Raw genomic sequence first — 24,471 nt, forward strand, 5'->3', positions numbered from 1 at the left:
TCCCCGTTCTCCCAGAGAAAGGATCTCGCGTGTCCCGTCCCAACTTCGTGATTTTCGTGCCGGACCAGCTGCGCGCGGACGCCGTCGGCGCGTTCGGCAACCCGTACGCCCGTACCCCGCACATGGACGCCCTCGCTGCTCGCGGCACCCGGTTCGACCAGGCGTACGTGCAGCACCCGGTGTGCTCACCGAGCCGCGCCTCGTTCCTGACCGGCTGGTATCCGCACACCGCCGGCCACCGCACTCTGACGCACCTGCTCCAGGAGCACGAGCCGAATCTGCTCAGAATCCTCAAGGACGCCGGCTACCACGTCACCTGGGCCGGGGCCCGCGGCGACACCTTCGCCCCGGGCGTCACCGAGGCCAGCGTGCACGAGTACGGCTTCTCCGTCGCCCCGACCGTCGGATTCGGCGGCGACTACCCCGACGGCGTCTGGTCGCGGCTCTTCTACCGCGGCCTGGTCCCGGACGACGGCCGGGTGGACCCCGACGAGGCCGCTGTGCGCACCGCCGAGGAATGGCTGCGCGAACCTCCCTCGGCTCCCTGGGTCCTGTTCGTTCCCCTCGTCGCCCCGCACTGCCCGTTCCAGGTCCCCGACCCCTGGTACTCGCAGACCGACCGCGCGGCCGTCCCCGACCCCGCGCCACCGGGCGATCCGGCGCGCGAGCCGCGGTTCATGGCCGCCCTGCGCGATCGGTACGAACTCGGCGAGGTCACCCCCGAGCAGTGGCGCGAGGTCGTGGCCACCTACTACGGGATGATCTCCCGCCTCGACGACCACCTCGGGCGCGTCATGGCGGGTGTCGCCGCCGCGGGCGCGGCGGACAGCACGGTGACGGTGTTCTTCGCCGACCACGGCGAATACCTCGGTGACCACGGGCTGATCGAGAAGTGGCCCTCCGCAATGCACGACTGCATCACCCGGGACCCGCTCATCATCAGCGGCCCCGGCCTCGGACTCGGCCAGGGCCAGGTCTGCGAGGAGATGGTGGAGCTCGTCGACATCCTGCCGACCGTCCTCGAACTCGCCGACGTCGAAGCCCCGCACGCCCACTTCGGACGCAGCCTGGTCCCGCTCCTGAAGGACCCGTCGGCCCCGCACCGTGAATTCGCCTTCACCGAGGGCGGTTTCACAGTCGCCGAGGAACCCCGGCTGGAGAACGCGGCCTTCCCCTACGACCGCAAGGCCGCCCTCCAGCACGAAGACCCCACCCTGGTCGGCAAGGCCATCGCCGTACGCGACCAGCGATGGACGTACGTGTGGCGCCTGTACGAGGAGCCCGAGCTGTACGCGCGCGACGAGGACCCGCACGAGCGGGTCAACCTCGCGGGCCGGCCCGAGCACGCCGCGGTCCAGCAGCGGATGCACGACGCGGTGCTGCGCTGGCTGGTCGAGACCGCGGACGTCATCCCCACCGGCACAGATCCCCGGCTCCCGGCCGTCGACCTCCCCGTCCCGGGAGCCGCCGCGCGTCCCGACGAGCCCCAGCCCTGATGAGGAAGCACACCACCATGGCAACCCCCGCTGACGTGACCACCGACGACGCATACAAGGACGGGTACGCGGACGACCCGTCCTACGGAGACGTGATCGAAGCGGCGCTCGCCCGTCTCGACCTCGACACCAAGGCCCGCCTGCTGGCCGGGCAGGATCTGTGGTCCCTGCCCGCGCTGCCCGAGATCGGACTCGCCTCCCTCGTCATGTCCGACGGGCCGGTCGGCGTGCGTGGCTCCGGCTGGACGCCGGACGATCCGTCGCTGACGCTGCCCAGCCCGACCGCGCTCGCCGCGAGCTGGGATCCGGAACTCGCCCGGCGGGCAGGGCGCGTCCTGGCGCAGGAGGCCCACCGCAAGGGCGTCCACGTGCTGCTCGCCCCGACGATCAACCTGCACCGCTCCCCGCTGGGCGGACGGCACTTCGAGGCGTACTCCGAAGACGCGCTGCTCACCGCTCGTATCGGCGCCGGCTACGTCACCGGCGTGCAAGAGAGCGGTGTCGCCGCCACACTCAAGCACTTCGTCGCCAACGACGCGGAGACCGAGCGCTTCACCGTCGACAACCACGTCGACGAGCGCACGCTCCGGGAGCTGTACCTGGCCCCCTTCGAAGAGATCACCGCCTCCGCGAACCCGTGGCTGATCATGTCCGCGTACAACTCGGTCAACGGCTCCACGATGACCGAACACCGCGACCTGCAGGTAGGCGTGCTGCGCGAGCACTGGGGCTACGACGGCGTCGTCGTCTCGGACTGGCTGGCCGCCCGTGACACCGTACGAGCGATCGAAGGCGGCCTCGACGTGGCGATGCCCGGCCCGCAGACCGTCTTCGGGCCCGCCCTCGCCGCCGCCGTACGCGAGAGGAAGGTCGCCGAGGCGACCGTCGACGCCGCCGTACGCCGCGTCCTGCTGCTCGCCGCCCGGCTCGGGCTCCTCGCCGGCGTCGCGCCGGCCGTCACCGCCGCCCACCGGCCCGCGCCTGTCGACGGTGTGGCGTGCGCCCGCGAGATCGCCGCCCGGTCCTTCGTTCTACTCCGCAACGAACGGCAGATCCTGCCCCTGGACCCGACCCGCATGGGCGGCCCCCTGTCCCTGCACCCGGCCGGCATCGGCGGCATCGCGCTCATCGGCCATGCCGCCCGCCACGCCCGCATCCTGGGCGGCGGCTCCGCGACCGTCTTCCCCGGCGAGGTCGTCTCACCGCTGCAGGGCCTGCGGGCCACTCTGCCCGAGGGCGTCCCCCTCACCTGGGCCCGGGGCGCCGACCTCAGCGACGGACTGTCCCCCGCCACCGACGGCTTCACCCTGCGCGCGATCCTCCGCGACGCCGACGGGACCGTGCTCGCCGAACAGCCGTTGCCCGACGGACGCATCCGGTGGATGGCAGAGACCCTGCCCGGTGGCGCCGACTTCGACGCACTGGACTCCGTCGAGCTCGTCGGCACGTTCGTCCCCAGGACCGCCGGGCCGCACGAGTTCGGCACCCGCGGCCTCGGAGCCTTCCGTCTCACCGTCGGCGGCACGACGCTGTACGACGGGGTGTACCGGCCCGCCGACGCCGACCCGCTGGCCGCCATCACCGGCCCCCCGGTCCCGCGCGGTGCCGTGGACCTCGCCGCCGAAGTGCCCGTCGAGGTCAGCCTGCTGGCCTCGAACCCGAAGATGACGTACGGCTCCCTGCGGGGCGTCACCTTCGGACTCGCCCACCGCGAACCCGTCAGCGAGGACGACCAGCTGATCGAGGAGGCCGTCGCCGCCGTGGCGGCCGCGAACACCGCCATCGTCGTCGTAGCCACCACGGAGACCGTGGAGAGCGAAGGCTTCGACCGCGCCGGTCTGCGCCTGCCGGGACGGCAGGACGAACTCGTCGCCCGCGTCGCCGCCGCCAACCCCCGTACCGTCGTCGTGGTCAACGCGGGCGCACCCGTCGAGATGCCCTGGCGCAACGACGTCGCCGCGATCCTGCTGACCTGGTTCCCCGGGGAGCAGGGCGGCACGGCCCTCGCCGACGTCCTCCTCGGCCGCGCCGAACCCGGCGGCCGGCTCCCCACCACCTGGCCCGGCCGCCTCGACGAGACCCCGGTCCACGAGGTCACCCCCCGGGACGGTGTTCTGCGGTACGACGAGGAGGGGTTCATCGGCTACCGGGCCTGGCAGCGCCACGACAGCGAGCCCGCGTACCCCTTCGGCTTCGGCCTCGGCTACACCACCTGGAAGCACGAGCACATCGAGGTCGTCGAGGCCCGCACCGTACGCGTCCGGACCCGCAACACCGGCCGTCGCCACGGCCGCACCGTCGTTCAGATCTACGTGAGCCCGGCGGACCACACCCAGGCCGACGGACCCGCCCGCCCCGAACGGTGGCTGGCCGGCTTCGCCTCCGTCACCGCCGGCCCCGGCCAGACGTCCGAAGTGGACATCGCCCTGCCGGAGCGGGCGTTCCGGATCTGGGACACCACCTCCCGATCCTGGACCACGATCCCCGGCGGCTACACCGTCCACGCCGCGCACGACGCGGCCACGCCCACGCTCTCCACCGAGCTGCACATCGCCGGCAGACCGGCCCACCGACCGCTGTGGGACCGGGACCTGACACCCGGTCCCACAGCACACCCTCCGCCCCGCCCACCGAGGCGAGGCCGGAAGAAGGAGACACGTTCCATGGACGCCGACGTCATCGTCGTCGGAGCCGGCCTCGCCGGCCTGGTCGCCGCACACGAACTCACCTCACAAGGACGGCGCGTCGCCCTCGTCGACCAGGAAGGCCCGGCCGACCTCGGCGGCCAGGCGCACTGGTCGTTCGGCGGACTCTTCCTCGTCGACTCCCCGGAACAACGCCGCATGGGAGTCAAGGACTCTCTCGACCTGGCCTGGAACGACTGGCAGGGCAGTGCCCGCTTCGACCGCCTCGACGACGAGGACTCCTGGGCCGCCCGCTGGGCCCGCGCCTACGTCGAATTCGCCGCGGGCGAGAAGCGCTCGTGGCTGACGGGCCACGGCCTGTCCTTCCTGCCCACCGTCGGCTGGGCGGAACGCGGCGACCTCCGCGCCGACGGACACGGCAACTCCGTGCCCCGCTTCCACGTCACCTGGGGCACCGGCCCCGGCGTCGTCGAGCCCTTCGTCCGCCACGCCCGGGAGGCGGCGGCCGACGGCGAACTCACCTTCCACCACCGCCACCGCGTGGACGAACTCCTCGTCGAGTCCGGCACCGTCAAGGGCGTACGGGGCGTACGCCTCGCCGAGGACGACTCACCGCGCGGGGCGGCCACCAATCGCACCGTCGTGGGCGAGTTCGAACTCACCGCCCAGGCCGTCGTCCTCACCACCGGTGGCATCGGCGCCAACCACGACCTCGTGCGCCGTCACTGGCCCGGCCGCCTCGGCACCCCTCCCGCCCACATGGTCACCGGCGTCCCCGCGTACGTCGACGGACGCATGCTCGACATCAGCGCCGCGGCCGGCGTGCGACTGGTCAACCGCGACCGCATGTGGCACTACACCGAGGGCCTACGCAACTGGGACCCTGTCTGGCCCGGCCACGGCATCCGCATCCTGCCCGGACCGTCCCCGATGTGGTTCGACGCCCTCGGCCGGCGCCTGCCGGACCCATGCCTGCCCGGCTACGACACCCTCGGCACGCTCCGGCACCTGCGCACCACACGGGACATCGCCGCCCACGACCACTCCTGGTTCATCCTCACCCAGAAAATCATCGAGAAGGAGTTCGCCCTGTCCGGGTCGGAGCAGAACCCCGACATCACCGGCAAGGACCGCGCAGCCTTCCTCCGCACCCGCCTGCTCGGCAAGGGTGCACCGGCGCCCGTGGAGGCGTTCAAGCGCCACGGCGAGGACTTCGTCGTCGCCGACACCCTCGACGACCTCGTCGCCGGAATGAACCGCCTGACCGACGAACCCCTGCTCGACCCTGCGGCGATCCGACGTCAGATCGAGGCCCGCGACCTGCAGATCGCCAATCCCTTCAGCAAGGACGCCCAGGTCCAGGGCATCCGCAACGCCCGCCGCTACCTCGGAGACCGCCTCGGCCGCGCCGCCGCCCCACACCGCCTCCTCGACCCCGCCGCCGGCCCCCTCATCGGCGTGAAGCTCCACGTCCTGACCCGCAAAACCCTCGGCGGCATCCAGACCGACCTCGACTCCCGCGCCCTCGGCCACGACGGCCGGCCCGTCGAGGGTCTCTACGCCGCCGGCGAGGTGGCCGGCTTCGGAGGCGGCGGCGCCCACGGATACAACGCCCTGGAAGGAACCTTCCTCGGCGGCTGCCTCTTCACCGGTCGCCAGGCCGGCCGCGCGGCAGCCCTTCAGACAGGAGCGTGACCGCGACGGCGCGCCTGCGGGGCCGGGTCAGCCGTTGCGGCGCGCTTCCAGATGCCTCTCAAGGCGTGCCTGGGTGAGCTTGAGCCAGGCGATGTAGGAGGCGCCGTACGCGTACCCGTGCTCATGGGCCATGATGTGGATCTCACTGGCCCAGCCGGCGTCCAGCTCCGGAATCTGCGGATCGTACGGGTCGGGAAACGGCGAGGCCGGCGCGAGCGTGCGGTGTTCGAGCCGGTACGCCAGCTCGGTGCGGACCACGTCGAGGGCGATCTCGGGGTCGAGCTGCCCGGCGAAGACGAAGCGCAGTTTGAAGTCGGGATCCATGGGGCGCGGAGACGGTTCGAACGGTGAGCGCGCCCACTCCAGCAGGGCCTCGCGGCCCTGCTCGGTGAGCCGGTACACCTTGGCGTCGGGACGCCCCTCGCGCGCATCGACCTCGAAGGCGACCCAGCCCCGCTCGACCAGCCTGCCGAGCCGGCGGTAGATCTGCGGCAGCTGGACGTCATAGCCGATGTAGCGGCCGGGACCGTCCATCCACCGGCGCAGGTCATAGCCGGAGAGACGGCGCAGCGTGAGCGCCCCCAGGATCACGTAGTCGAGGTGCATCCACGCCGCCTATGTTCGCTGGAACTTATGAGGCTCAGATTCGCCCCGGCGCTGAGCGCCGTCAAGACTCCTCACCCTGACACGACGCAGCGGAATCCCGCGTGACCGCTGGAGCTGTCCGGGGTGTTGGCGCTGCGGGCTGCGACGCGGTAACGGTTGCAGTACGAGCGGTGGCACATGTGCGAGCCGCCACGGATGACTTTCGCCTCCCCGGACGCCGGCCCTTGCGGGGCAGCGAGGGGGCGCGTGGCGGGGTGGCCGGTGGTCCACCAGTCGGCGCACCATTCCCACACGTTGCCCGCCATGTTGTACAGCCCGAAGCCGTTCGGCTCGAAGGAGTCCACGGAAGCCGTGCCTCGGTAGCCGTCGGTGGCGGTGTTCTTCGACGGGAAGGTGCCGCGCCAGATGTTGCAGCGTTGTACGCCGTCGGGGTCCAACTCGTCCCCCCACGGATAGCGCTTCTGCTCCAGGCCGCCGCGTGCCGCGTACTCCCACTCGGCCTCGGTGGGCAGCCGCTTGCCGGCCCAGCCCGCGTACGCGGCGGCGTCGTTCCAGGTCACATGGACCACCGGGTGGTCGCCGCGGTTGGCGAGGTCGCTGCCCGGCCCTTCGGGGTGCCGCCAGGTCGCCCCCCGCACGGCGCACCACCAGGGGGTCTGCTCGGGGCGCGGGGCCCCTCGGCGCAGCGCGGCGGGCAGGAAGCCGGCGAAGACGTACGACCAGCCGAACCGCTCGGCGTCGGTGACGTGTCCGGCGTCGGCGACGAAGAGAGAGAACTGCTCGTTGGTCACCGCGCAGGCGTCCATGCTGAACGGCTTCAGCCGCACCACCCGTACCGGCCCTTCACCGTCGGCGGGGAACCCCTCGCTGTCGTCGGACCCCATCAGGAACTCGCCGCCGGGCAGCGCCACCATTCCGTCCGAGGAGACCTCCCTGCGCGGCGGCGAGCTGCGCGGCGGCAGCAGCGGCACGGACGGCCGCCCGGCCGAGGGTGTGCAGCAGGGGGCGGGGGGCGGCACGTCGTGGCTCATGAGGTCTGCTCCTTCCGGGAATCAGTTCTTCCGCTCCTGGCAGTTATGTTCCAAGTTACATAGCCATGGAAGATCAGCCAAGGGAAGGGGCGCCCCCCCATGAAGGCCGTCGTGGTCATATTCGACACGCTCGACCGCCGCTTCCTGCCGCCCTACGGTGCGGACTGGACGCACGCACCCAAACAGCCTGCGCAGGCGCCCTGACGAGTGGTTAGCGGTCGCCGCGGGCGAGGCCCTACGCCTGGCCGCGCTCGCCTCCTACCCCGACGGCTGCAGGACCAGGGCCCCTCGGGCGGCGAGTGCGCGGGCAAGAGCCCCGTCACCGGGCCAAGCAAGGCGTCAAACGCTCACAGCTCACTGATGCGAACGCCATCCCACTGGTCACCGAGCCCGCACCGGCCAACATTCGCGATCACACCATGCTGCCCGCCACCCTCGACCGCTACGCCGACCTCGCCAAGACGCTCGGCCCACTGCCGGAGCAATCTGAGGAACATCCACGTCAGGGGCGCGTGCCCCCGGGCGGACGCCGGCGGTCACCCCGCTCGATGCGGTGGCTTGTAGAGGTCGTCAAGGCGGAGTGGGGCGGGCTGGGGCAGGGGTGTGCCGTCCGTCGGCAGGCAGGACTGGAGAAAGTAGGCGAGCAGGCGGCGGGATGCGGCCATGGAGGCAGCCGGGGACTCTCGCACGACGCCGTTGTTGGCCAGGAGCAGGAGGGTAACGTCGCTGGGGTCGAAGTCCTCGCGCAGCTGTCCGGTGTCCTTCGCACGCTGTACCAGCTGGGCGAGGCATGCCTCGGCGCGGGCACGCTCACGATGGACGTCGGGCGCGTCGGGAAATTGGGAGAGGAACGCGGCGCTGAACCCGCGGTCCTGGGCCTGCATCGTGCACACCTTGGTGAGGACGTTGCGAAGTCCGCGCCAGGGATCGTCGTCCTGAAGGGCCTCGTCGAGGGCTGCGACGCACTGGCTGAGTTGTTCGGAGAACGCAGCGGCGATCAGCGAGCCGCGTGTCGGGAAGTGCCGGTAGAGGGTGGCGGCACCCACGCCCGCTCTGCGGGCGATTGCGCTGGAAGATACGTCGGTGCCGTTGAGGGCGTACGCCTCGCGTGCGGCCTGGAGGAGCCGGGCGCGGTTGTGCCGGGCGTCGGCTCTCTGCCCCCGGGGCGGGGGGTCGGCGGCGGAGGGGGGCGGGTTCCGAGACAGTTGGGCAGGCGTGTCTCCCACTTAATCACAAACGGAAGAGGTCGACCGTTTAGCGGGTTAGCGTGACCTGGTGCCACGGTGCCCCGCGGTCGGCTCTCTGCCGCAGAGGTGAGCGGCTGCGAGTTCTCCTGCTGAACGACGTGCCATGTGTACGGAGGTTGTCCGTGTTTGCTGTGCAATACCACCGCTATGGCGGTTCCGAGGTCCTTTGCGTCGAGGAGGTCGAAGAGCCGCACGCCGGGCCAGGTCAGGTCCGCATCGCGGTGCGTGCCACCGGCGTCACCCCTGCTGACTGGTACCTGCGCTCAGGGATGCTGCGGGACATCGCCACCGTGGACTTCCCCCACCACGGTTCGATCGATCCCCGGGGCCGGACATGCCCGTGAACGTCCGAGCGTGTCCGGATCGATCAAGAATCGAGAAGCGCGGTTCACGGAGCCGCCTCTAATCTGCCCGTCATGGACGTCACCATTCACACGAGTTCCCTCCCGCACGACGACCCGGATGCCTCGCTCGCCTTCTATCGCGACGTCCTCGGCTTCGAGGTCCGCAGCGACGTCGGGCGGGGCAGGCTGCGCTGGATCACGGTCGGCCCGGCCGGTCAGCCCGACACGCGATCCTTCTGACGCCGCCGGTCGCCGACCCGGGAGTCACCGAAGAGGAGAGCCGCACCATCACCGAGATGATGGCCAAGGGCACCTACGGCTGGATCCTTCTGGCCACCCCGGACCTCGACGCCACGTTCGAGAAGGTGCAAGCCGGTGATACCGAGGCTTCGCTGAGCCGTGCGGGTATCGATGCGGCCGTGCGGGCCGACATCGCGACCACCTGCAAGGAACGCAGCGGCGCCCGCCGTGCCGCCGCCCACCAGGGCCTCGTCCAGATCCTCGTTGAACCGGCCACGGGCCCGGGCTCCGTCCCGCTGCTGTCCAACAGTTGCTCGACCGGCTGGTCGGCTCCGGCCGGCCCGGTCATCACTACCGAGCGCCTGGGGTGCCTGCCGAGGCAGGCACCCCAGGCGCTCGTAGACATCGATGGAAGATGAGAAAAGGGGAGTGTTCTCATGTGTCAGCCGGAGTGGCGGCGTGCACGCGTCCAGGCGCAGCGCCTGACCGATCTCGCGCGGCTGCGCCGCCTCCGCGACCGGATCGACAGGGAGTACGCGCAGCCGCTGAACGTGGAGGCGCTCGCCCGCGACATAAGCATGTCCGCAGGGCACCTCAGCCGGCAGTTCCGGGCCGCCTACGGTGAATCGCCGTACGCGTATCTGATGACGCGTCGCATCGAGCGCGCGGCGGCGCTGCTGCGGCGGGGCGACCTCAGCGTCACCGAGGTCTGCTTCGCGGTCGGCTGCGCGTCGCTCGGCACGTTCACCACCCGCTTCACCGAGCTGGTCGGCATGCCGCCCGGGGCCTTCCGGCGCCAGGCGGCGCATGTGGCGGCCGACCAGGCTGATGCCCCGTGTGCAGCCCACGATGCGGGCTCTGCGATCACGGTCGAGGGGATGCCGGCGTGTGTGGCGAAGCAAGTGACAAGACCCGTCAGGAATCGAGAAGCCCCACTCACCGAGCAGCCCCTAGCGTGATGGCCATGGCAATCACCACTTCCACCGCATCCCACACGTCCATCGCATCCGTCACCCTCGAGGTGGCCGACCCCGAGGCCGCCCGTCGCTTCTACACCGCCTTCGGAGTGGACACGCACATACGCCTGCGGGCGTCCGAGGAACACTCCACCGGATTCCGCGGCTTCACCCTGGCGCTCACGGTGTCCCGGCCGGCCACTGTCGACAGCTTCGTCGACGCCGCCACGGACGCCGGCGCCACGGTGCTCAAGCCCGCCGAGAAGTCGCTGTGGGGCTACGGCGGCGTCGTCCAGGCCCCGGACGGGACGATCTGGAAGGTCGCGACCTCGGCGAAGAAGGACACCGGCCCGGCCACCCGCGGGATCGACGAGATCGTCCTCCTGCTCGGCGTCGAGGACGTGAAGGCCAGCAAGCAGTTCTACGTCGGCCGGGGCCTGACCGTGGCCAGGAGCTTCGGCGGCAAGTACGCCGAGTTCACCTCCGACGAGTCCAGCCCCGTCAAGCTGGCGCTGTACAAGCGCCGCGGCCTGGCCAAGGACCTCGGCGTCCCCGCCGACGGCACCGGCTCGCACCGCATCGTCCTCGGCAGCACCGCCGACCCCTTCACCGACCCGGACGGATTCGCCTGGGAGGCCGCCGAGTCGCTCACCCCCGCGCCGTCCACGGCGCCTGCACTGTCCTGACCCCAGCCGACGGCGGCGCGGCGCGGTTTCCTCCCGCGTGGAGAAGGAGGCGGCAGCGGAGCGGGACGTACTCGCGAAGATCGCCGAGATGCCGGAGGAGGACCGGGTTCGCGGCCCGGCGGTCGCCGGGGGCGTCCCGAAAGGCGCCCGAAACCGGTGGGCGCCGCCGGGAAGCGGGACGGGTATTCGGGACGGTCCGCATCGGGTGCGGCTCCTTTGAAGGGACCGCGGGGTCACGGCGTACGGCGTCGCGCCAGCCGTTTGACCTGGTACGAACCGAACCCGGCGTGGGCGAGGGCGAGCAGCGTGACGGCTGCCAGCAGCACCGGTGTTGTCGTGACGTGACCGAGGAGTGTGAGGACGTACGGAGTGAACATGCCGAGGTATGCCGCCGTCCAGAACCGGGCCGTCCAGCGGGCGAGTTGGTGGGGCGGGGCGAGGGCCGCGGTCCAGGTGAGGCCGTAGGTGAGGGCCAGTCCGTAGCCCGCGCCGAGAACAGTCGCGGCGAGGAGGGCGAGGGGCTCGTTCTCCGTCGCGGCGGCGACGGCGGCGGTCGCCGTGCCGACCGCGACGACCAGGAGGCCCGCGGTGGGCGTGGACCGGGCTCGCCGTGCGGTGAGCAGACCGGTGCCGGGGACGACGGCCGTCGCGACGCCCGTGAGGATCAGGCCGGTGTGGAGGGTGCTCGGCAGCGTGACGAAGCCGATGGTGGGGGCCGCAAAGACCCAGGGCGCCAGGGGCAGGACCGTACGCCGGAAGCGGTGGCCGGTGTGTTCGTGGGCGGCTTCGGAGCTGTGGACCGGGACCGATCTGCTCGTCTCCGGTGCGGCCAGTGCGAGCCACCCCGACGCCGCCCCGAGGACGACGTGCGGAACGTACGCCGTCACCATCGGCCAGGGAGCCCACTGCGCGATGAGCGCCGCCACGAGGCCGCCCGTCGCGAAGCCCGCGGAGACGAACAGGCCGGGGCGGCGCGGCGAGTCGGAGAGTTCCTTGATCCAGGCGCTGCCCGCGGCCAGCAGCGCGCCCGCGCTGACACCGGTCAGGAAGCGCCCAGGCAGCAGCCAGGTACCGCCCCACGCGCCGCCCGCCATGAGGAGCAGGGTGGACAGGACGTTGAGGGCGAGGGCCGCGAGCGCCACCCGGCGCCGTCCCCTGCGGTCCGCGAGCGGGCCCGCGATCAGCAGCGCCGGGATCAGGCCGACGACGTACACCGCGAACAGACCGGTCACTGTGGACTCGGTGAGGCCGAGGTGGCTGCGGTAGGCGCCGAGCAGGGCCGAGAACTGGTTGGCACTCCAGCCGGAGGCCAGCATGATCCATGCGGCGCGGGCGCCCGGGGTGCCGGTGGCCGCGGGGACGGGGGTGACAGGGGCGGTGAGAGGGGGTGCGGTCATGCTCCCATTCGTACGTGTCCGACCGTTCGGCCCGCGCCGTACGTTCACGATTCGTGAACGGCCCGCGCCGCCTGCCCGGCTCCCCGTCTACCCTGGTCGTATGGCGCTTGACCTGCGGCTGCTGTCGTCGTTCCTGGCGGTCGTCGAGGAGGGGCACTTCGGACGGGCCGCAGCGCGGCTCTTCCTGTCGCCGCCGGCTGTCACCCAGCACGTACGCCGCCTGGAGAGCCAGGTCGGCGCGCGGCTCCTCGACCGGTCCGGCTCCCCCGTCGTGCCGACGGCCGCCGGAGTGCGGCTCGCCGGACACGCGCGCACCCTCCTCGACGCCGCGAATGCCGCACTCGACGACCTGGCGGACGTCACCCAGGAGGCGGACGGCGGGCGGCCGCTGCGGGTGGGGATCATGGGGCACGGTTCGGCGGAGCTGACGCCCGCGGCCATCAACGCCTACCGGCGAGCCCGGCCCGAGGTGCGGGTGGAGATCCGGCAGCTGGACTTCACGGAGCATGTGACCGCGCTGGTGGAGGACCGGGTGGACGTAGCTTTCGTGCGGCCGAGCCCGGACGACGAGCGCCTCGTAACGGACGTCCTCACCACCGAACAGCGGATCGTCGTCGTGCACGAGCGGTCGCCGCTGGCCGACGCCCGGACGTCCGGGGTCGGCGTCGCGGACCTCACCGAGCTGCCGCTGTTCCGTGTCCCGGGGCACACCCCGCACTCGTTCACCGAGTATCTGTACTTCGACGACCGCGCCCAGCGCCGCAGCTCCGAGTTCGCCGTCACCCCGCAGGAGGTGCTGACCGGCGTCGTCACCGGGCGGTCCGCGGGCTCTGGCCTGCGCTCCTTCGCGCGGTACTACGCGTGGCCGGGCGCCGTCTTCATACCCGTCCTCGACGCTCCGTGGGAGAGCAGCTATCTCGCGGTGCGGGCCGGTGACGACAACCCGGAGGTGCGGATCTTCCGAGCGCTCGCGGTGGCCCTCGCGAAGAACATGGGCCCCGGGATCAACTCCCGCCCGCCGGGCTCCAGCTGACGAGTGCGTCGCCCAAGACGCCGGTCATTGCACCCGCGCGTCCTTGGAGCCGTCGGCGCGCCGCCATCGGCTGGCCGATCTCCTGCAGAGCGGCCCCCCGGCCCCGGTGTGCTCGGTAGCGTGGCGGCCCTCGTCCGTCCCGACCAGGCCGAGAACTACGCTTTCCCTCCCGCTCCGCAGCCACAGCGCTCCCCGGCGCCGGAGGCACCTGCGGGCACCGCCAGAAGCCGGTCGGGGAACGCGACCCTCCGCGCTCCCGCAGCGGTCGCAAGGCACCTCGCTCGTGTCACGACGCCGCCCGTCGACGAGGCCGAACAGGAATCAGCCAGGAACGCGGCAGGGTGTGCCCGTAGATCAAGGTGAGGTCGACGGTGCCCTGGTAGATACGTTCTCGCTTGCGTCTGCCGACACATTGCGGGACAGGCCGGATCGCTTGCTGAGGAGCGTCAATGCGGGGGGCGATGGTCAGCGCACCAGGGACATCGAAGGAACGGGAGCGTGCTCGGTACCGGCTTTCACGCAGCATGGCGGGGCGAGTACCAGCACGAGGGTCCCGACCGGGACGTTGATCCAGAACACCCACTGCCATACGAAGATGTCGGTGATGATGCCGCCCAGAAGGAGGCCGGCGGTGGCGCCGAACCCGCCGAGGCCGCCCCAGATACCGAGCGCCTTGTTCCGCTCGGTCCCTTCGGGGAAGGTGTTCATGACCATCGACAAGGAAGGGGGAGTCGGACCCGACAGGTTCCCAGCTCGCCTGTATCTCTCTGACACTGACGGCAACATGAGCCGGCCTGACCGGCTCCGCTTCAACGCCCAGCCATTTACTGGGGGTGCGGTTGGCCGGTGGCGACAACCAACGTTCCCAGGCGTCGGTGGCCGCGCAGGATGGGCAGGTGTCGATCGCTCATGAGCATCGCCCCTATGAGACACGGCGGTTCGCCCGGATGGCACCCCCGGGACCGGGATCAGTCCCGCTCGGTCCACCACGGCCGGGTTCCGGACAGGCTTCGCAGCGCGTTGGTCGCGCAGTGCACCTCCCCGCCGACGGTGCCGCGGTGGTGCGAGTAGGCCCAGTGCTCCACCCAGGAGATCCGGGTGCCCGTGCCGCTCAGGGCCTTCTCGGCCGCCCGCTCGAAGACGTCCCGGCCGTCCGCCTCCGGGACGTGCCGGCGTGGCGCCAGGTAGACGCCGGTGCCGGTGCTCACGCCGTTGGCCGCGCCGGGCAGGTAGTTGGCAACCACGTCGCGGCGTGGATACCCGGCGGGCACGTCGAGCCGGTTGAAGAGAGCGGGAACACGGACGACATGGCGTTCCGTCAGCCCCGCTTGCTCGCGAAGGGTGTGCAGAGCGGAGTCGATGCCCTTACGGGCGATCTCCGTGCCCCGGGTCAGTGAGGGCTTGCGCAACGCGTCGGCGACCGTGGGACCGGGATCCTCGGTGTCCTCCGGAGCGATCCCGCGGACCGACAACTCCCCGCCCCGACCGCACTCCACGAGATCTTCCAGCAGTTTCCGTCCCAGGTCGGGGTCGGCGACAACGGCCACCAGCCCCGGTCGTTCCTGGCCGGCACGAAGGACAGGAACTCGTCGATGTGACCGACCCCCAGCCAGCTGGTGTCCACCGCCATCGGCCGCTGGTAGCCCTGCGCGGCAAGCATCCGGGTGAAGGAGGCGTCCGGGAATTCCTTGCCTCCCGTACCCGGCGCACACCGGGCCGGTGCGGGCCGGCCCCGTTGCAGTTCTCGGTCACGCCTTCGGCCAACGGCGAGCGGCGAGCGGCGACCACGCGTGCGCCGCGGGTTGCTGCCGGCGCACCGTGCGGGCAACGGTGCGAGGGCGTCGTACCCAACCACGAGCGCCGCGCGGAGACCCTCACCCTGGACGGGGCAGCATACTGGCCGAAGTCGCGCAGCCCGTCGGCCAGTAGTTAGCATGAAATCAAACAGTGTCACCGATGGGTCGTCTGTCGCGATGCTGCGTGGCGGGCCTGCCGGGCGGGGTTCTTGTGAGCGACCGCGCACATGGCAACGCAGACCTCAAGCCTTCGTATGCGGTCGGGCCCTGAAGCCGCTTCGACCTTCACAGGTTTCGATCGAGGTCGCACCCTCGCTGACGGTTGCGGCGATGTTCGTGGCTGCTGACCGCGTGGTGGGCAGCGCACGACGGCGTCCCCGGCACCTCTCGACTTGCCTGTGCCGTGTCATCGAGCGAGCCCTCGACGTCACCCCGGCCGGAGCCCATACGGCATTCGCACACAGGGAGATTCTCATGACCGAGAGCCACGCGCGGACCCCGGCAACCCCCAGCGCCCTCGTGGATCCGCTGCGCAACCGTGGGGTGGCCTTCACACAGGAGGAACGGGAGGCCCTCGGTCTGGCGGGACGCCTGCCCTCAGCGGTGCTGACACTCGAGGAGCAGTGCAAGCGGGCCTACCAGCAGACACAGGCTCAGGGGAGCGACCTGGCCAAGAACGTCTACCTGGAGCAGCTGCACGACCGCAACGAAACCCTGTACTTCAAGGTTCTCACCGAGCACCTCGCCGAGATGCTGCCGATCGTCTACGACCCCACCGTGGGCGAGGCGATTGAGCAGTACTCCCACGAGTATCGGCGCCCGCGCGGCGTGTTCCTGTCCATCGACCGGCCCGACGACATGGAAAAGGCGTTCGCCACGCTTCAACTCGGCCCCGAGGACGTCGACCTGATCGTGTGCACAGACGCGGAGGAGATTCTGGGCATCGGCGACTGGGGCGTGGGAGGGATCCAGATCTCGGTCGGCAAGCTCGCGGTGTACACGGCAGCCGCGGGCATCGACCCGCATCGCGTGGTTCCCGTGTCGCTGGACGTGGGCACGAACCGCGAGTCACTGCTGGAGGACCCGCTGTACCTTGGCAACCGGCACCCCCGCGTCCGCGGCGCGGAGTACGACGAGTTCATCGAGAAGTACCTGCAGACGGCATCGTCCACGTTCCCCGACGCGCTCCTGCACTTCGAGGACTTCGGTCCCAGCAACGCACGGCGGATCCTGGAGCAGTACGGCGGCCGCTACCGGATCTTCAATGACGACATGCAGGGCACCGGAGCCATCACGCTGGCCGCCGCGCTGTCCGCCGTCAAAGTCAGCGGCATGCGGATGCGGGACCAGAAGCTGATCGTCTTCGGTGCCGGGACCGCCGGGGTGGGCATCGCCGACCAGTTGCGCGGCGCGATGATCCGCGACGGCGCGGATCCGGAGCGGGCCACCGCCCAGGTATGGCTCGTCGACAAACAGGGACTGCTCACCTGGAATATGACCGACCTGCGCGACTTCCAGCACCCCTACACCCGCGATCCGGCCGAGGTCGCGGACTGGGCGAGGGACGACGGCGGGGCGATCCCGCTGCTGGAAGCGGTGCGCCGGGCCAAGCCGACGATCCTGCTGGGTACTTCCACCGCGCATGGTGCGTTCACTCGCGAGGTCGTCGAGGCCATGTCGGAGGGCACCGAGCGGCCGATCATCCTCCCGATCTCCAACCCCACCTCCCGGATCGAGGCCATGCCCGCCGACGTCATCACCTGGTCCAGGGGAAAGGCGCTCGTCGCAACCGGCATCCCCGTCCCACCCGTGAGGTACGACGGCGTGACCTACGAGATCGGGCAGGCCAACAACGCGCTGCTCTACCCGGGACTGGGCCTGGGCACGATCGTCTCCGGGGCGTCCCAGGTGACCCCGGGCATGCTGCTCGCGGCCGCGCAGGCGGTCGCGGACCAGGTCGACCCATCGGGGCCCGGCGCCTCCCTGCTGCCGCCCGTGGAAGACCTTCGGGAGTCCTCCGCGATCACCGCGACCGCGGTGGTCAAAGCGGCGCTCGACGACGGCGTGGCCACCTCCAAGCCGGTCGACATCGGCGAGGCCGTCCGGGAGGCCATGTGGCAGCCGGGCTACACCGATGGAGCCGCGGCATGAACACGCGACACATCGCCGGCGGTCAGGACGAGGCCCCGAGGATCCGAGACATCTCCATCGGCTTGCACGCGACCGGCACCCGGCGGGAGACCGACTCCATGGGCGCCATCGACGTGCCCGCCGACCGCTACTGGGGGGCACAGACCCAACGGTCCCTCATCCACTTCTCCATCGGGGACGACCGGATGCCCAAGGCGGTCTACCACGCCTACGGCCACGTCAAGAAGGCCGCCGCCCTCGTCAACGGGCGCGCCGGACGACTGCCGGCCTGGACGGCCGACCTGATCCAGCGAGTGGCCGACGAGGTCATCGCAGGCAAGCTGGACGAACACTTCCCGCTGTACGTGTGGCAGACGGGGTCCGGCACGCAGTCCAACATGAACACCAACGAGGTGATCGGCAACCGTGCCATCCAGCTGGTCGACGGCGAGCTGGGCAGCAAGTCCCCGATCCATCCCAACGACCACGTCAACATGGGGCAGTCGTCCAACGACACGTTCCCCACCGCCATGCACATCGCCTCGGTCAAGGAGATCCACGAGCACCTGCTGCCAAGCGTGCGGGCGCTGCAGCACGCCATCGAGGCCAAGGCGCGGCAATGGCAGGACGTGGTGAAGATCGGCCGCACCCACCTGGAGGACGCCGTCCCCCTCACTGTCGGGCAGGAATGGTCCGGCTACGCCCACCAGATGAATCAAGCCGTCGACCGGGTCACCAGGTCCGCCGAGGACCTGTATGAGCTCGCGATGGGCGGCACCGCAGTGGGCACGGGTCTCAACGCCCCACCCGGATTCGGCGAGCAGGTGGCAGCCGAGATCGCCACCGCGACCGGCTACCCGTTCACCACCGCGCAGAACAAATTCGCCGCCCAGGGCGGCCTGGACGCCATGACCGGCGCGTCCGCCGGGCTGAGGGCCCTGGCTGTACCGCTGATGAAGATCGCCAACGACATCCGCTGGCTGGCCTCCGGGCCCCGCTGCGGCCTCGACGAACTCGTCCTCCCGGCGAACGAGCCCGGCTCGTCGATCATGCCGGGCAAGGTCAACCCGACCCAGTGCGAGGCGATGGTCATGGTCTGCATCCAGGTGCTGTCCGAGGACGCAGCCATCGCCTTCGCCGGCACGCAGGGCAACTTCGAGCTCAACGCCATGCGCCCGGTCATCATCAACAACTTCCTGCATGCGGCGACCATCCTCGCCGACGCCTGCACCAAGATGCGCGAGTACTGCATCGAGGGCGCCCAGCTGAACCGGGACCGGATCGACGACTATGTCGACCGGTCCCTGATGCTGGTCACCGCGCTCTCACCGGTGATCGGCTATGACAAGGCCTCCGCGATCGCCCACAAGGCCGACGACGAGGACACCACCCTGCGCGAGGCCGCGCTGGCGTCCGGCTACATAGGCGCCGAGGACTTCGACCGCATCGTCAGACCCGCCGCCATGGTCGGCCAGACGTAGAGAACACAGCCAGCCGCCCGCACCAGACGTGGTATGCCTAGCCCCTCGCGGACCAGCAGCTCGCCCTCGTCGGGGCGCCGGCCAGAGCCTCCCAGGACGCCAAGGAACCGTCGGTGCCCGCGAGGGCGAAGCGGTCGGGGTGCTCGCTGACCGCCGACCGCGCCAGGCTCCAAACGCTGGCACCAATGTGGTCCGTCGTGTCATCGCCCTCGCACCGGACATGACGAACACCAGCCGAGACCCAGCCGGTCGCGGTTCCGCAAGCCGTCCTTGGACGAGCCCCAGCGTCTCTACGACCACGTCGGCAACAGCACGTCCTTCCGGGGCATCGACATCGACGTAGTCGCGGGCGCGTCCGGCGAAGGCCCCCCGCAGAACGCCACCGACAACAGCGCATCCCTCCACCGGCCCCGGTGTGACGTTCGACAACGGCAGCCAATCGAGCCGGAGGAGACTGTCGCGGACCGCCGTCTCCGCAGGCGTGACAGCACTCCTGGTCAGCGGTGGGAGAACCAGCGACGCCACCACCGGCGCGGCCTCCCCCGGCAGGTAAGGGCCAGGTCGGCCGATCAGGTGCCGATACCGCGATTCTGCGTAGTCCTTCGAGTAATGAGTTACCCGTAAAGGGCGAACCGCAACAATGAGGGGCGGAGACGGAAGGAATATCGACGGGAGAGTGGTGCATGCCTCTACGGAGACGTAAGGCGCAGCTGAAGGCCCAGGCCGGGCCGGCGGCGGTCAGTGGATACGGCGCGGTGGACGGGCGCCTGCCCGTCAGCGAGCTGGCCAGGTTGTTGCTGCGCAAGGCCTTTCCCGACCACTGGTCCTTTCTCCTCGGCGAGATCGCCCTTTACTCCTTTGTGGTCCTGCTCCTTACCGGCGTGTATCTCACGTTGTTCTTCGACCCGAGCATGACGGAGAGTGTCTACACCGGTTCCTATGTGCCTTTCCAGGGCGAGAGGATGACGCAGGCCTACACCACCACCCTCGACATCAGCTTCGCCGTGCGCGGAGGCCTGCTGATGCGTCAGATCCACCACTGGGCGGCCCTGGTGTTCGTCGCCGCGATCGCTGCCCATATGTTGCGGATCTTCTTCACCGGTGCCTTCCGCAAGCCGCGGGAGGCCAACTGGATCGTGGGCGTGACACTGTTCGTACTCGCGCTCCTCGAAGGATTCGCGGGTTACTCGCTGCCTGACGACCTGCTGTCCGGTACGGGCCTGCGGACGGCGGCCACCATTGTGGGGTCGATCCCTTTCGTGGGAACGTACCTGGAGCTGTTCGTCTTCGGAGGACAGTTCCCGGGCGATGCCGTGATCCCCCGTCTGTATCCCGTGCACGTCCTGCTCGTACCCGGCCTGATTGTCGCGCTGATCACCGCTCATCTCATCCTGGTGGTTCATCTCAAACACACCCACTGGGCGGGTCAGGGGCGGACCAACGAAAACGCCGTCGGCTCACCGGCGTTTCCTCACTTCACCGCGAAGACGACAGGGTTCTTCCTCATGGTGTTCGGCGTACTGGCCTTGCTGGGCGCGCTCGTTCAGATCAACCCCGTCTGGAACTACGGCCCCTACCGTGCCAGCCAGGTCTCCGGTGACGCACAGCCGGACTGGTATGTCGGGTTCCTGGAGGGCGCGCTCCGGCTGATGCCACCATGGGAGACGGACATCGCGGGCCACACCATCATGTGGAATGTGTTCATTCCGACCATCGTGCTGCCAGGCGTGGTCTTCACCTTGCTGTTTCTCTATCCCTTCTTCGAGAAATGGGTGACGGGCGACCGCAGGGAACTCCATCTGTGCGACCGGCCACGCAACCGGCCGACCCGCACGGGGCTCGGCGTGGCGGCCATCGTCTTCTACGCCGTTCTCCTGGTCGCCGGTGGTAACGACGTGATCGCCTACTCGTTCAGGGTTTCGGTCGAGGCCATGATCTGGATCCTCAGAACCGCGCTGATCGTCGCCCCACTCCTGGCCTTCGCACTGACCAAACGCCTCTGCCTGGCCCTTCAGATGCGGGACCGCCGCCGACTGACCGAAGGCGAGGAGACCGGCCAGGTGACACAGTCGGTGAGCGGCGATCTCTCGGAGAGCCGCCGTGGCCTGAGCCCGACAGCCCGCTACCGCATCCTGATGCGTGATGTCCCGACTCCCCTGGAGCTCCCCGCGGAGGGTCCGATCTCGAGTCGGCGAAGGCTTCGGACCGTACTGAGCGGCTGGTACTACAGGGACCTCGTGGAACTGCCCGTCACGGAGGAGCAACGGTCCCGGATCGCGGAGCGGACGACACCGCCGGAGCCGGTCCGCGAACGCGAGGACTGAGAACCGCCCTCAGTCCCGGACACGCACGTACTGGAAGGCCATTCCGAACACCCCCGCCAGGACCAAGCCCAGCCCGATCAGGAACAGCCACAGACCGAACACCACACCGAGGACGAGCAGGGCCATCCCCGCGGCTGTGAGGGGCGGCCAGATGCTGTGCGGAGGAAAGAAGTCCACCGGGCCGGACCGCTCATGGATGTGCCCGTCCCCGCGGTCCTCGGGGCGCAGGCCCTTCCTCCGGTAGTTGGTGGCGAAGAAGAACGTGACCAGCGACGCCATGAGGAACGAGACGGTGAGAGCCGCCGTACCTGTCGGATCACGGGACCACACGGCGTAGAGAACATCGGTCACGAGGAAGAACCCCGCGACTCCGGCGAAAAGAATGGCCTCGGTCTTCATTCGTCCGACTCCTCTTCAGTGCCCGATGCGGAGCACGACCCGCCTCGGCCGAGGCCCGGCTTCTGCTTCTCCGTCGTGAGGGGGTGATGCAGGTCGAAGGCCGGCGAGTCGGTACGTACGCGCGGCAAAGCCCGGAAATTGTGCCTCGGGGGCGGACAGGAGGTCGCCCACTCCAAGGAACGGCCGAACCCCCACGGGTCGTCCACATCGACCCTGGGCGCGTAACGGTTGGTGTGCCACACGTTGTACAGGAACGGCAGTGTCGACAAGCCCAGCAGAAAGGAGCCGACGGACGCGATCGTATTGAGCGAGGTGAAGCCGTCCGCCGCGAGATAGTCGGCGTAACGCCGTGGCATTCCGGACTCCCCCAGCCAGTGCTGGACCAGAAAGGTCAACTGAAAGCCGATGAACAACGTCCAAAAATGTACACGTCCGATGCGTTCATCCAGCATGCGTCCGGTCAACTTGGGCCACCAGAAGTAGAAGCCGCCGAACATCGCGAAGACCACTGTTCCGAAGAGTACGTAATGGAGGTGGGCGACGATGAAGTACGAATCGGTGAGATGGAAGTCGAGCGGGGGTGAGGCGATCAGCACTCCGCTGAGACCGCCGAGGAGAAAAGTCACGAGGAAGCCGATCGCCCAGAGCATGGGTGTCTCGAACGAGATACTGCCGTGCCACATGGTGCCGATCCAGTTGAAGAACTTGACACCGGTGGGCACGGCAATGATGAACGACATGGCGGAGAAGAAGGGCAGGAGAACGGCTCCTGTCGCAAACATGTGGTGAGCCCAGACAACCGCCGAGAGCATGGTGATGCTGATCGTGGCCATCACCATTCCGAAATACCCGAACATCGGCTTCCGGCTGAACGCGGGAATGATCTCGCTCACCACTCCGAAGAAGGGCAGCGCGACAATGTAGACCTCGGGATGACCGAAGAACCAGAACAGGTGCTGCCACAGCAGCGCACCGCCGTTCGCGGCGTCGTAAACATGGGCCCCAAACTTCCGGTCGGCTTCGAGAGCGAGCAGTGCGGCGGCGAGTACCGGAAACGCGAGCAGCGCGAGGATCGAGGTGAACAGTACGTTCCAGGTGAAGATCGGCATCCGGAACATGGTCATACCCGGCGCACGCAGACAGACGATCGTAGCGATGAAATTGACTGATGCCAGGGTCGTACTGATCCCCGACAGCACGAGGCCCATGGTCCAGAGGTCTCCGCCTGCGCCGGGTGAGAAGACGGCACTGTTCAGCGGCGCGTAGGCGAACCAGCCGAAGTGCGCCGCGCCGCCGGGCACCACGAATCCGGACACCACGATGATTCCGCCGAAGAGGAAGAGCCAGTAGGTGAGTGCGTTGAGGCGGGGGAAGGCGACGTCGGGCGCGCCGATCTGAAGCGGCATGATGGCGTTCGCGAAGCCGCCGAACATCGGCGTGGCGAACAGCAGCATCATGATGGTGCCGTGGATGGTGAACAGCTGATTGTACTGTTCCGTGCTGACGATCTGCAGTCCTGGCCGGGCCAGCTCCGCTCGCATGAGCATGGCCAACACGCCGGCCAGCAGGAAGAACCCGAACGCGGTGACCATGTAGAGATTGCCGATGACCTTGTGGTCGGTGGTCGTCAGCCAGCCCATGAGTCTTACACCGGCGTTGATGCGCTTGTTGGCCACCGGCTCGGCCGGCGCGGCTTCCTGCAGGTCCTGCGCCATCGGTTCTCCGTCCCTCCCGGTTGACTCGATGGTGGAGCCTGCCACCGCGGACGGTCCGTACGACTGGCGGTGACACCTCGAAGTTCACCGGTTCACCGGTGCTCCGATCGGGTGTCCCAGGGGCCCGCCGCGTCCAGGATGCCCTGGGGGTCATGAGTCAGACAGCTGCGGGTTCTGGTGCGATCGACCGGGACGACCGGTTGACAGCAGGTCTGTTCGGGCGGGAACGCGCGACTTCGCACCGGCCGCGGACCAGCCCTCCGACGCCGCAGATGCCGTACCGGCCAAGGGCACGGGCGTGAGCGTGGACGGCTCCGAGTGGCGTTTGCTTCGGCCGTGGGATTGGTCTCGCTACGAGAGCCGCCCGATCGAGGGCTGGCTCAGCTTGACGTTTGACGTTGAGCTGAGTCTTGGCGGCCGGAGGGCCGCACCCCTGGTCGTCGACCACCTCCTCGGCGACCAGGAAGTCGGCAAGCCTGGCCAGGCTCCAGGTCGAGAAGGGCAGGCCGTGCTCGGCCGGCTTGGACGTGGCGACCTTCTTGATCTCACGGCGTTCAGGCAACGTGATGGTCCTCGGACGGCCGCCCCGGTACTTCGGGCAGAGCGAGTCGAAACCGTCGTCGGTGAAGTTGTGGAGCACATCCCGGACCCGGTCAGCGCTGGTGAACGTGGCCTTGGCGATCTTCGCCACGGGAATGCCCTGCGCAGACAACAGCACCATCTGGGCCCGCCACCAGGTCACCACCGACCCGGTGCCCCTACGGATGATCCGCAGCAGCCGCTGCCCCCGCCGTCATCGATCTGCCGGACCCGCACCCCGTTCAGCCACGTGATCATTCTGGCCGTCCGCCCAGCGCGCAACCGGACGAAACGTCACTAAAGGGCGGACGTCGCCCGACGCGGCACTAATGTTCTGAGTCGGGAATTCTGTTCAGATACCCATCCGTGCCATAGAGCAGGCCTGCACATCTACACGGGGTACCAGACTCTGAAGACTAGCTGTACTGACCCGTGAGGTTGGGGACGCGGCTGGCGGGTGGTTGACCCTTGAGTGCGGTGTGTCCGCGGTGGTGATTGTAGGTGTGGAGCCACTGTGGGTAGGCGTCGCGTCGTTCGGTCTCGGACCTGTAGGGCCTCGCGTAGGCCCATTCGTCGAGGAGGGTGCGGGTAGGGTCGGCCGAGCGGCGAGGTCCCTGCTGGGCAGGGCCTTTTCCGCTCGACCTCCCTCCGAACCGGACGGGCCCGCTTTC

The 24,471-nt window shown here is 69.5% G+C and carries 15 protein-coding genes and 6 pseudogenes; 11 read left to right on the forward strand and 10 right to left on the reverse strand.

The window, feature by feature from the left end; genetic code table 11:
- Positions 1–29: 29 nt before the first annotated feature.
- From ACF1B9_RS29305 to ACF1B9_RS29315, 3 genes and pseudogenes are all read left to right on the forward strand, one after another.
- Positions 30–1,496 carry a sulfatase-like hydrolase/transferase gene (locus tag ACF1B9_RS29305; protein ID WP_391745443.1) on the forward strand — a complete coding sequence of 489 codons (1,467 nt, stop codon included), beginning with the start codon at positions 30–32 and terminating at the stop codon, positions 1,494–1,496.
- Between the two features lie 206 nt (positions 1,497–1,702).
- Positions 1,703–3,997, forward strand: a pseudogene (locus ACF1B9_RS29310) (beta-glucosidase); the annotation flags it as partial.
- A 162-nt stretch (positions 3,998–4,159) separates the two neighbouring features.
- Positions 4,160–5,836 carry an FAD-binding dehydrogenase gene (locus tag ACF1B9_RS29315; RefSeq protein WP_391745552.1) on the forward strand — a complete coding sequence of 559 codons (1,677 nt, stop codon included), beginning with the start codon at positions 4,160–4,162 and terminating at the stop codon, positions 5,834–5,836.
- Positions 5,837–5,863: 27 nt separating this feature from the next.
- On the opposite strand, the gene ACF1B9_RS29320 is transcribed toward ACF1B9_RS29315, so the two are convergent.
- The 3 genes from ACF1B9_RS29320 to ACF1B9_RS29330 form a co-directional block, all read right to left on the reverse strand.
- On the reverse strand, positions 5,864–6,442 hold the full coding sequence (locus tag ACF1B9_RS29320; RefSeq protein WP_391745441.1) for a helix-turn-helix transcriptional regulator: 579 nt from the start codon (positions 6,440–6,442) through the stop codon (positions 5,864–5,866).
- Between the two features lie 71 nt (positions 6,443–6,513).
- Positions 6,514–7,473: a formylglycine-generating enzyme family protein gene (locus tag ACF1B9_RS29325; protein WP_391745439.1), complete on the reverse strand. Its 960-nt coding sequence runs from the start codon at positions 7,471–7,473 to the stop codon at positions 6,514–6,516.
- A gap of 536 nt (positions 7,474–8,009) precedes the next feature.
- Positions 8,010–8,699 (reverse strand): TetR/AcrR family transcriptional regulator, encoded by a 690-nt coding sequence (locus ACF1B9_RS29330; protein ID WP_391745437.1) that lies wholly within the window; start codon positions 8,697–8,699, stop codon positions 8,010–8,012.
- Positions 8,700–8,842: 143 nt separating this feature from the next.
- Between ACF1B9_RS29330 and ACF1B9_RS29335 the strand changes: the two are divergent.
- The 4 genes and pseudogenes from ACF1B9_RS29335 to ACF1B9_RS29350 all read left to right on the forward strand — a co-directional run.
- Positions 8,843–9,049: pseudogene (locus ACF1B9_RS29335) on the forward strand (NADP-dependent oxidoreductase); the annotation flags it as partial.
- 87 nt (positions 9,050–9,136) lie between these two features.
- Positions 9,137–9,450, forward strand: a pseudogene (locus tag ACF1B9_RS29340) (VOC family protein); the annotation flags it as partial.
- 291 nt (positions 9,451–9,741) lie between these two features.
- Positions 9,742–10,263 (forward strand): helix-turn-helix transcriptional regulator, encoded by a 522-nt coding sequence (locus ACF1B9_RS29345; RefSeq protein ID WP_391745436.1) that lies wholly within the window; start codon positions 9,742–9,744, stop codon positions 10,261–10,263.
- Positions 10,263–10,946, forward strand: coding sequence for a glyoxalase (locus ACF1B9_RS29350; RefSeq protein ID WP_391745435.1), 684 nt, complete (start codon positions 10,263–10,265; stop codon positions 10,944–10,946). The genes ACF1B9_RS29345 and ACF1B9_RS29350 overlap by 1 nt, the downstream gene beginning before the upstream one ends.
- 233 nt (positions 10,947–11,179) lie before the next feature.
- Here ACF1B9_RS29350 and ACF1B9_RS29355 read toward each other — a convergent pair whose 3' ends face one another.
- Positions 11,180–12,343, reverse strand: a complete 1,164-nt coding sequence (locus ACF1B9_RS29355; RefSeq protein ID WP_391745433.1) for an MFS transporter — start codon at positions 12,341–12,343, stop codon at positions 11,180–11,182.
- A 100-nt stretch (positions 12,344–12,443) separates the two neighbouring features.
- On the opposite strand from ACF1B9_RS29355, the gene ACF1B9_RS29360 reads away from it, so the two are divergent.
- Entirely contained in the window at positions 12,444–13,376 is a 933-nt protein-coding gene (locus ACF1B9_RS29360) for a LysR family transcriptional regulator (RefSeq protein WP_391745432.1), read from the forward strand.
- 465 nt (positions 13,377–13,841) lie between these two features.
- On the opposite strand, the gene ACF1B9_RS29365 is transcribed toward ACF1B9_RS29360, so the two are convergent.
- Positions 13,842–14,162: an MFS transporter gene (locus ACF1B9_RS29365; RefSeq protein WP_391745431.1), complete on the reverse strand. Its 321-nt coding sequence runs from the start codon at positions 14,160–14,162 to the stop codon at positions 13,842–13,844.
- 182 nt (positions 14,163–14,344) lie between these two features.
- Positions 14,345–15,312, reverse strand: a pseudogene (locus ACF1B9_RS29370) (protein-arginine deiminase family protein).
- Between the two features lie 334 nt (positions 15,313–15,646).
- On the opposite strand from ACF1B9_RS29370, the gene ACF1B9_RS29375 reads away from it, so the two are divergent.
- The 3 genes from ACF1B9_RS29375 (at position 15,647) to ACF1B9_RS29385 (ending at position 21,107) form a co-directional block, all read left to right on the forward strand.
- On the forward strand, positions 15,647–17,323 hold the full coding sequence (locus ACF1B9_RS29375) for an NAD-dependent malic enzyme (protein ID WP_391745430.1): 1,677 nt from the start codon (positions 15,647–15,649) through the stop codon (positions 17,321–17,323).
- Positions 17,320–18,783 carry a class II fumarate hydratase gene (gene fumC / locus ACF1B9_RS29380; RefSeq protein ID WP_391745429.1) on the forward strand — a complete coding sequence of 488 codons (1,464 nt, stop codon included), beginning with the start codon at positions 17,320–17,322 and terminating at the stop codon, positions 18,781–18,783. Before ACF1B9_RS29375 ends, fumC begins: the two co-directional genes overlap by 4 nt.
- A gap of 683 nt (positions 18,784–19,466) precedes the next feature.
- Positions 19,467–21,107, forward strand: a complete 1,641-nt coding sequence (locus tag ACF1B9_RS29385) for a cytochrome bc complex cytochrome b subunit (protein WP_391745428.1) — start codon at positions 19,467–19,469, stop codon at positions 21,105–21,107.
- A gap of 9 nt (positions 21,108–21,116) precedes the next feature.
- Here the strand turns inward: ACF1B9_RS29385 and ACF1B9_RS29390 are convergent, their stop codons facing one another.
- The 4 genes and pseudogenes from ACF1B9_RS29390 to ACF1B9_RS29405 all read right to left on the reverse strand — a co-directional run.
- Positions 21,117–21,506 carry a cytochrome c oxidase subunit 4 gene (locus ACF1B9_RS29390; RefSeq protein ID WP_391745427.1) on the reverse strand — a complete coding sequence of 130 codons (390 nt, stop codon included), beginning with the start codon at positions 21,504–21,506 and terminating at the stop codon, positions 21,117–21,119.
- Positions 21,503–23,146 (reverse strand): cytochrome c oxidase subunit I, encoded by a 1,644-nt coding sequence (gene ctaD / locus ACF1B9_RS29395; RefSeq protein WP_391745551.1) that lies wholly within the window; start codon positions 23,144–23,146, stop codon positions 21,503–21,505. The genes ACF1B9_RS29390 and ctaD overlap by 4 nt, the downstream gene beginning before the upstream one ends.
- A 511-nt stretch (positions 23,147–23,657) precedes the next feature.
- Positions 23,658–24,058: pseudogene (locus tag ACF1B9_RS29400) on the reverse strand (transposase); the annotation flags it as partial.
- 158 nt (positions 24,059–24,216) lie between these two features.
- Positions 24,217–24,387: pseudogene (locus ACF1B9_RS29405) on the reverse strand (integrase core domain-containing protein); the annotation flags it as partial.
- Positions 24,388–24,471 lie beyond the last annotated feature (84 nt).

The organism is Streptomyces sp. NPDC014727, assembly GCF_043083485.1.
Taxonomy (GTDB): Bacteria; Actinomycetota; Actinomycetes; order Streptomycetales; family Streptomycetaceae; genus Streptomyces.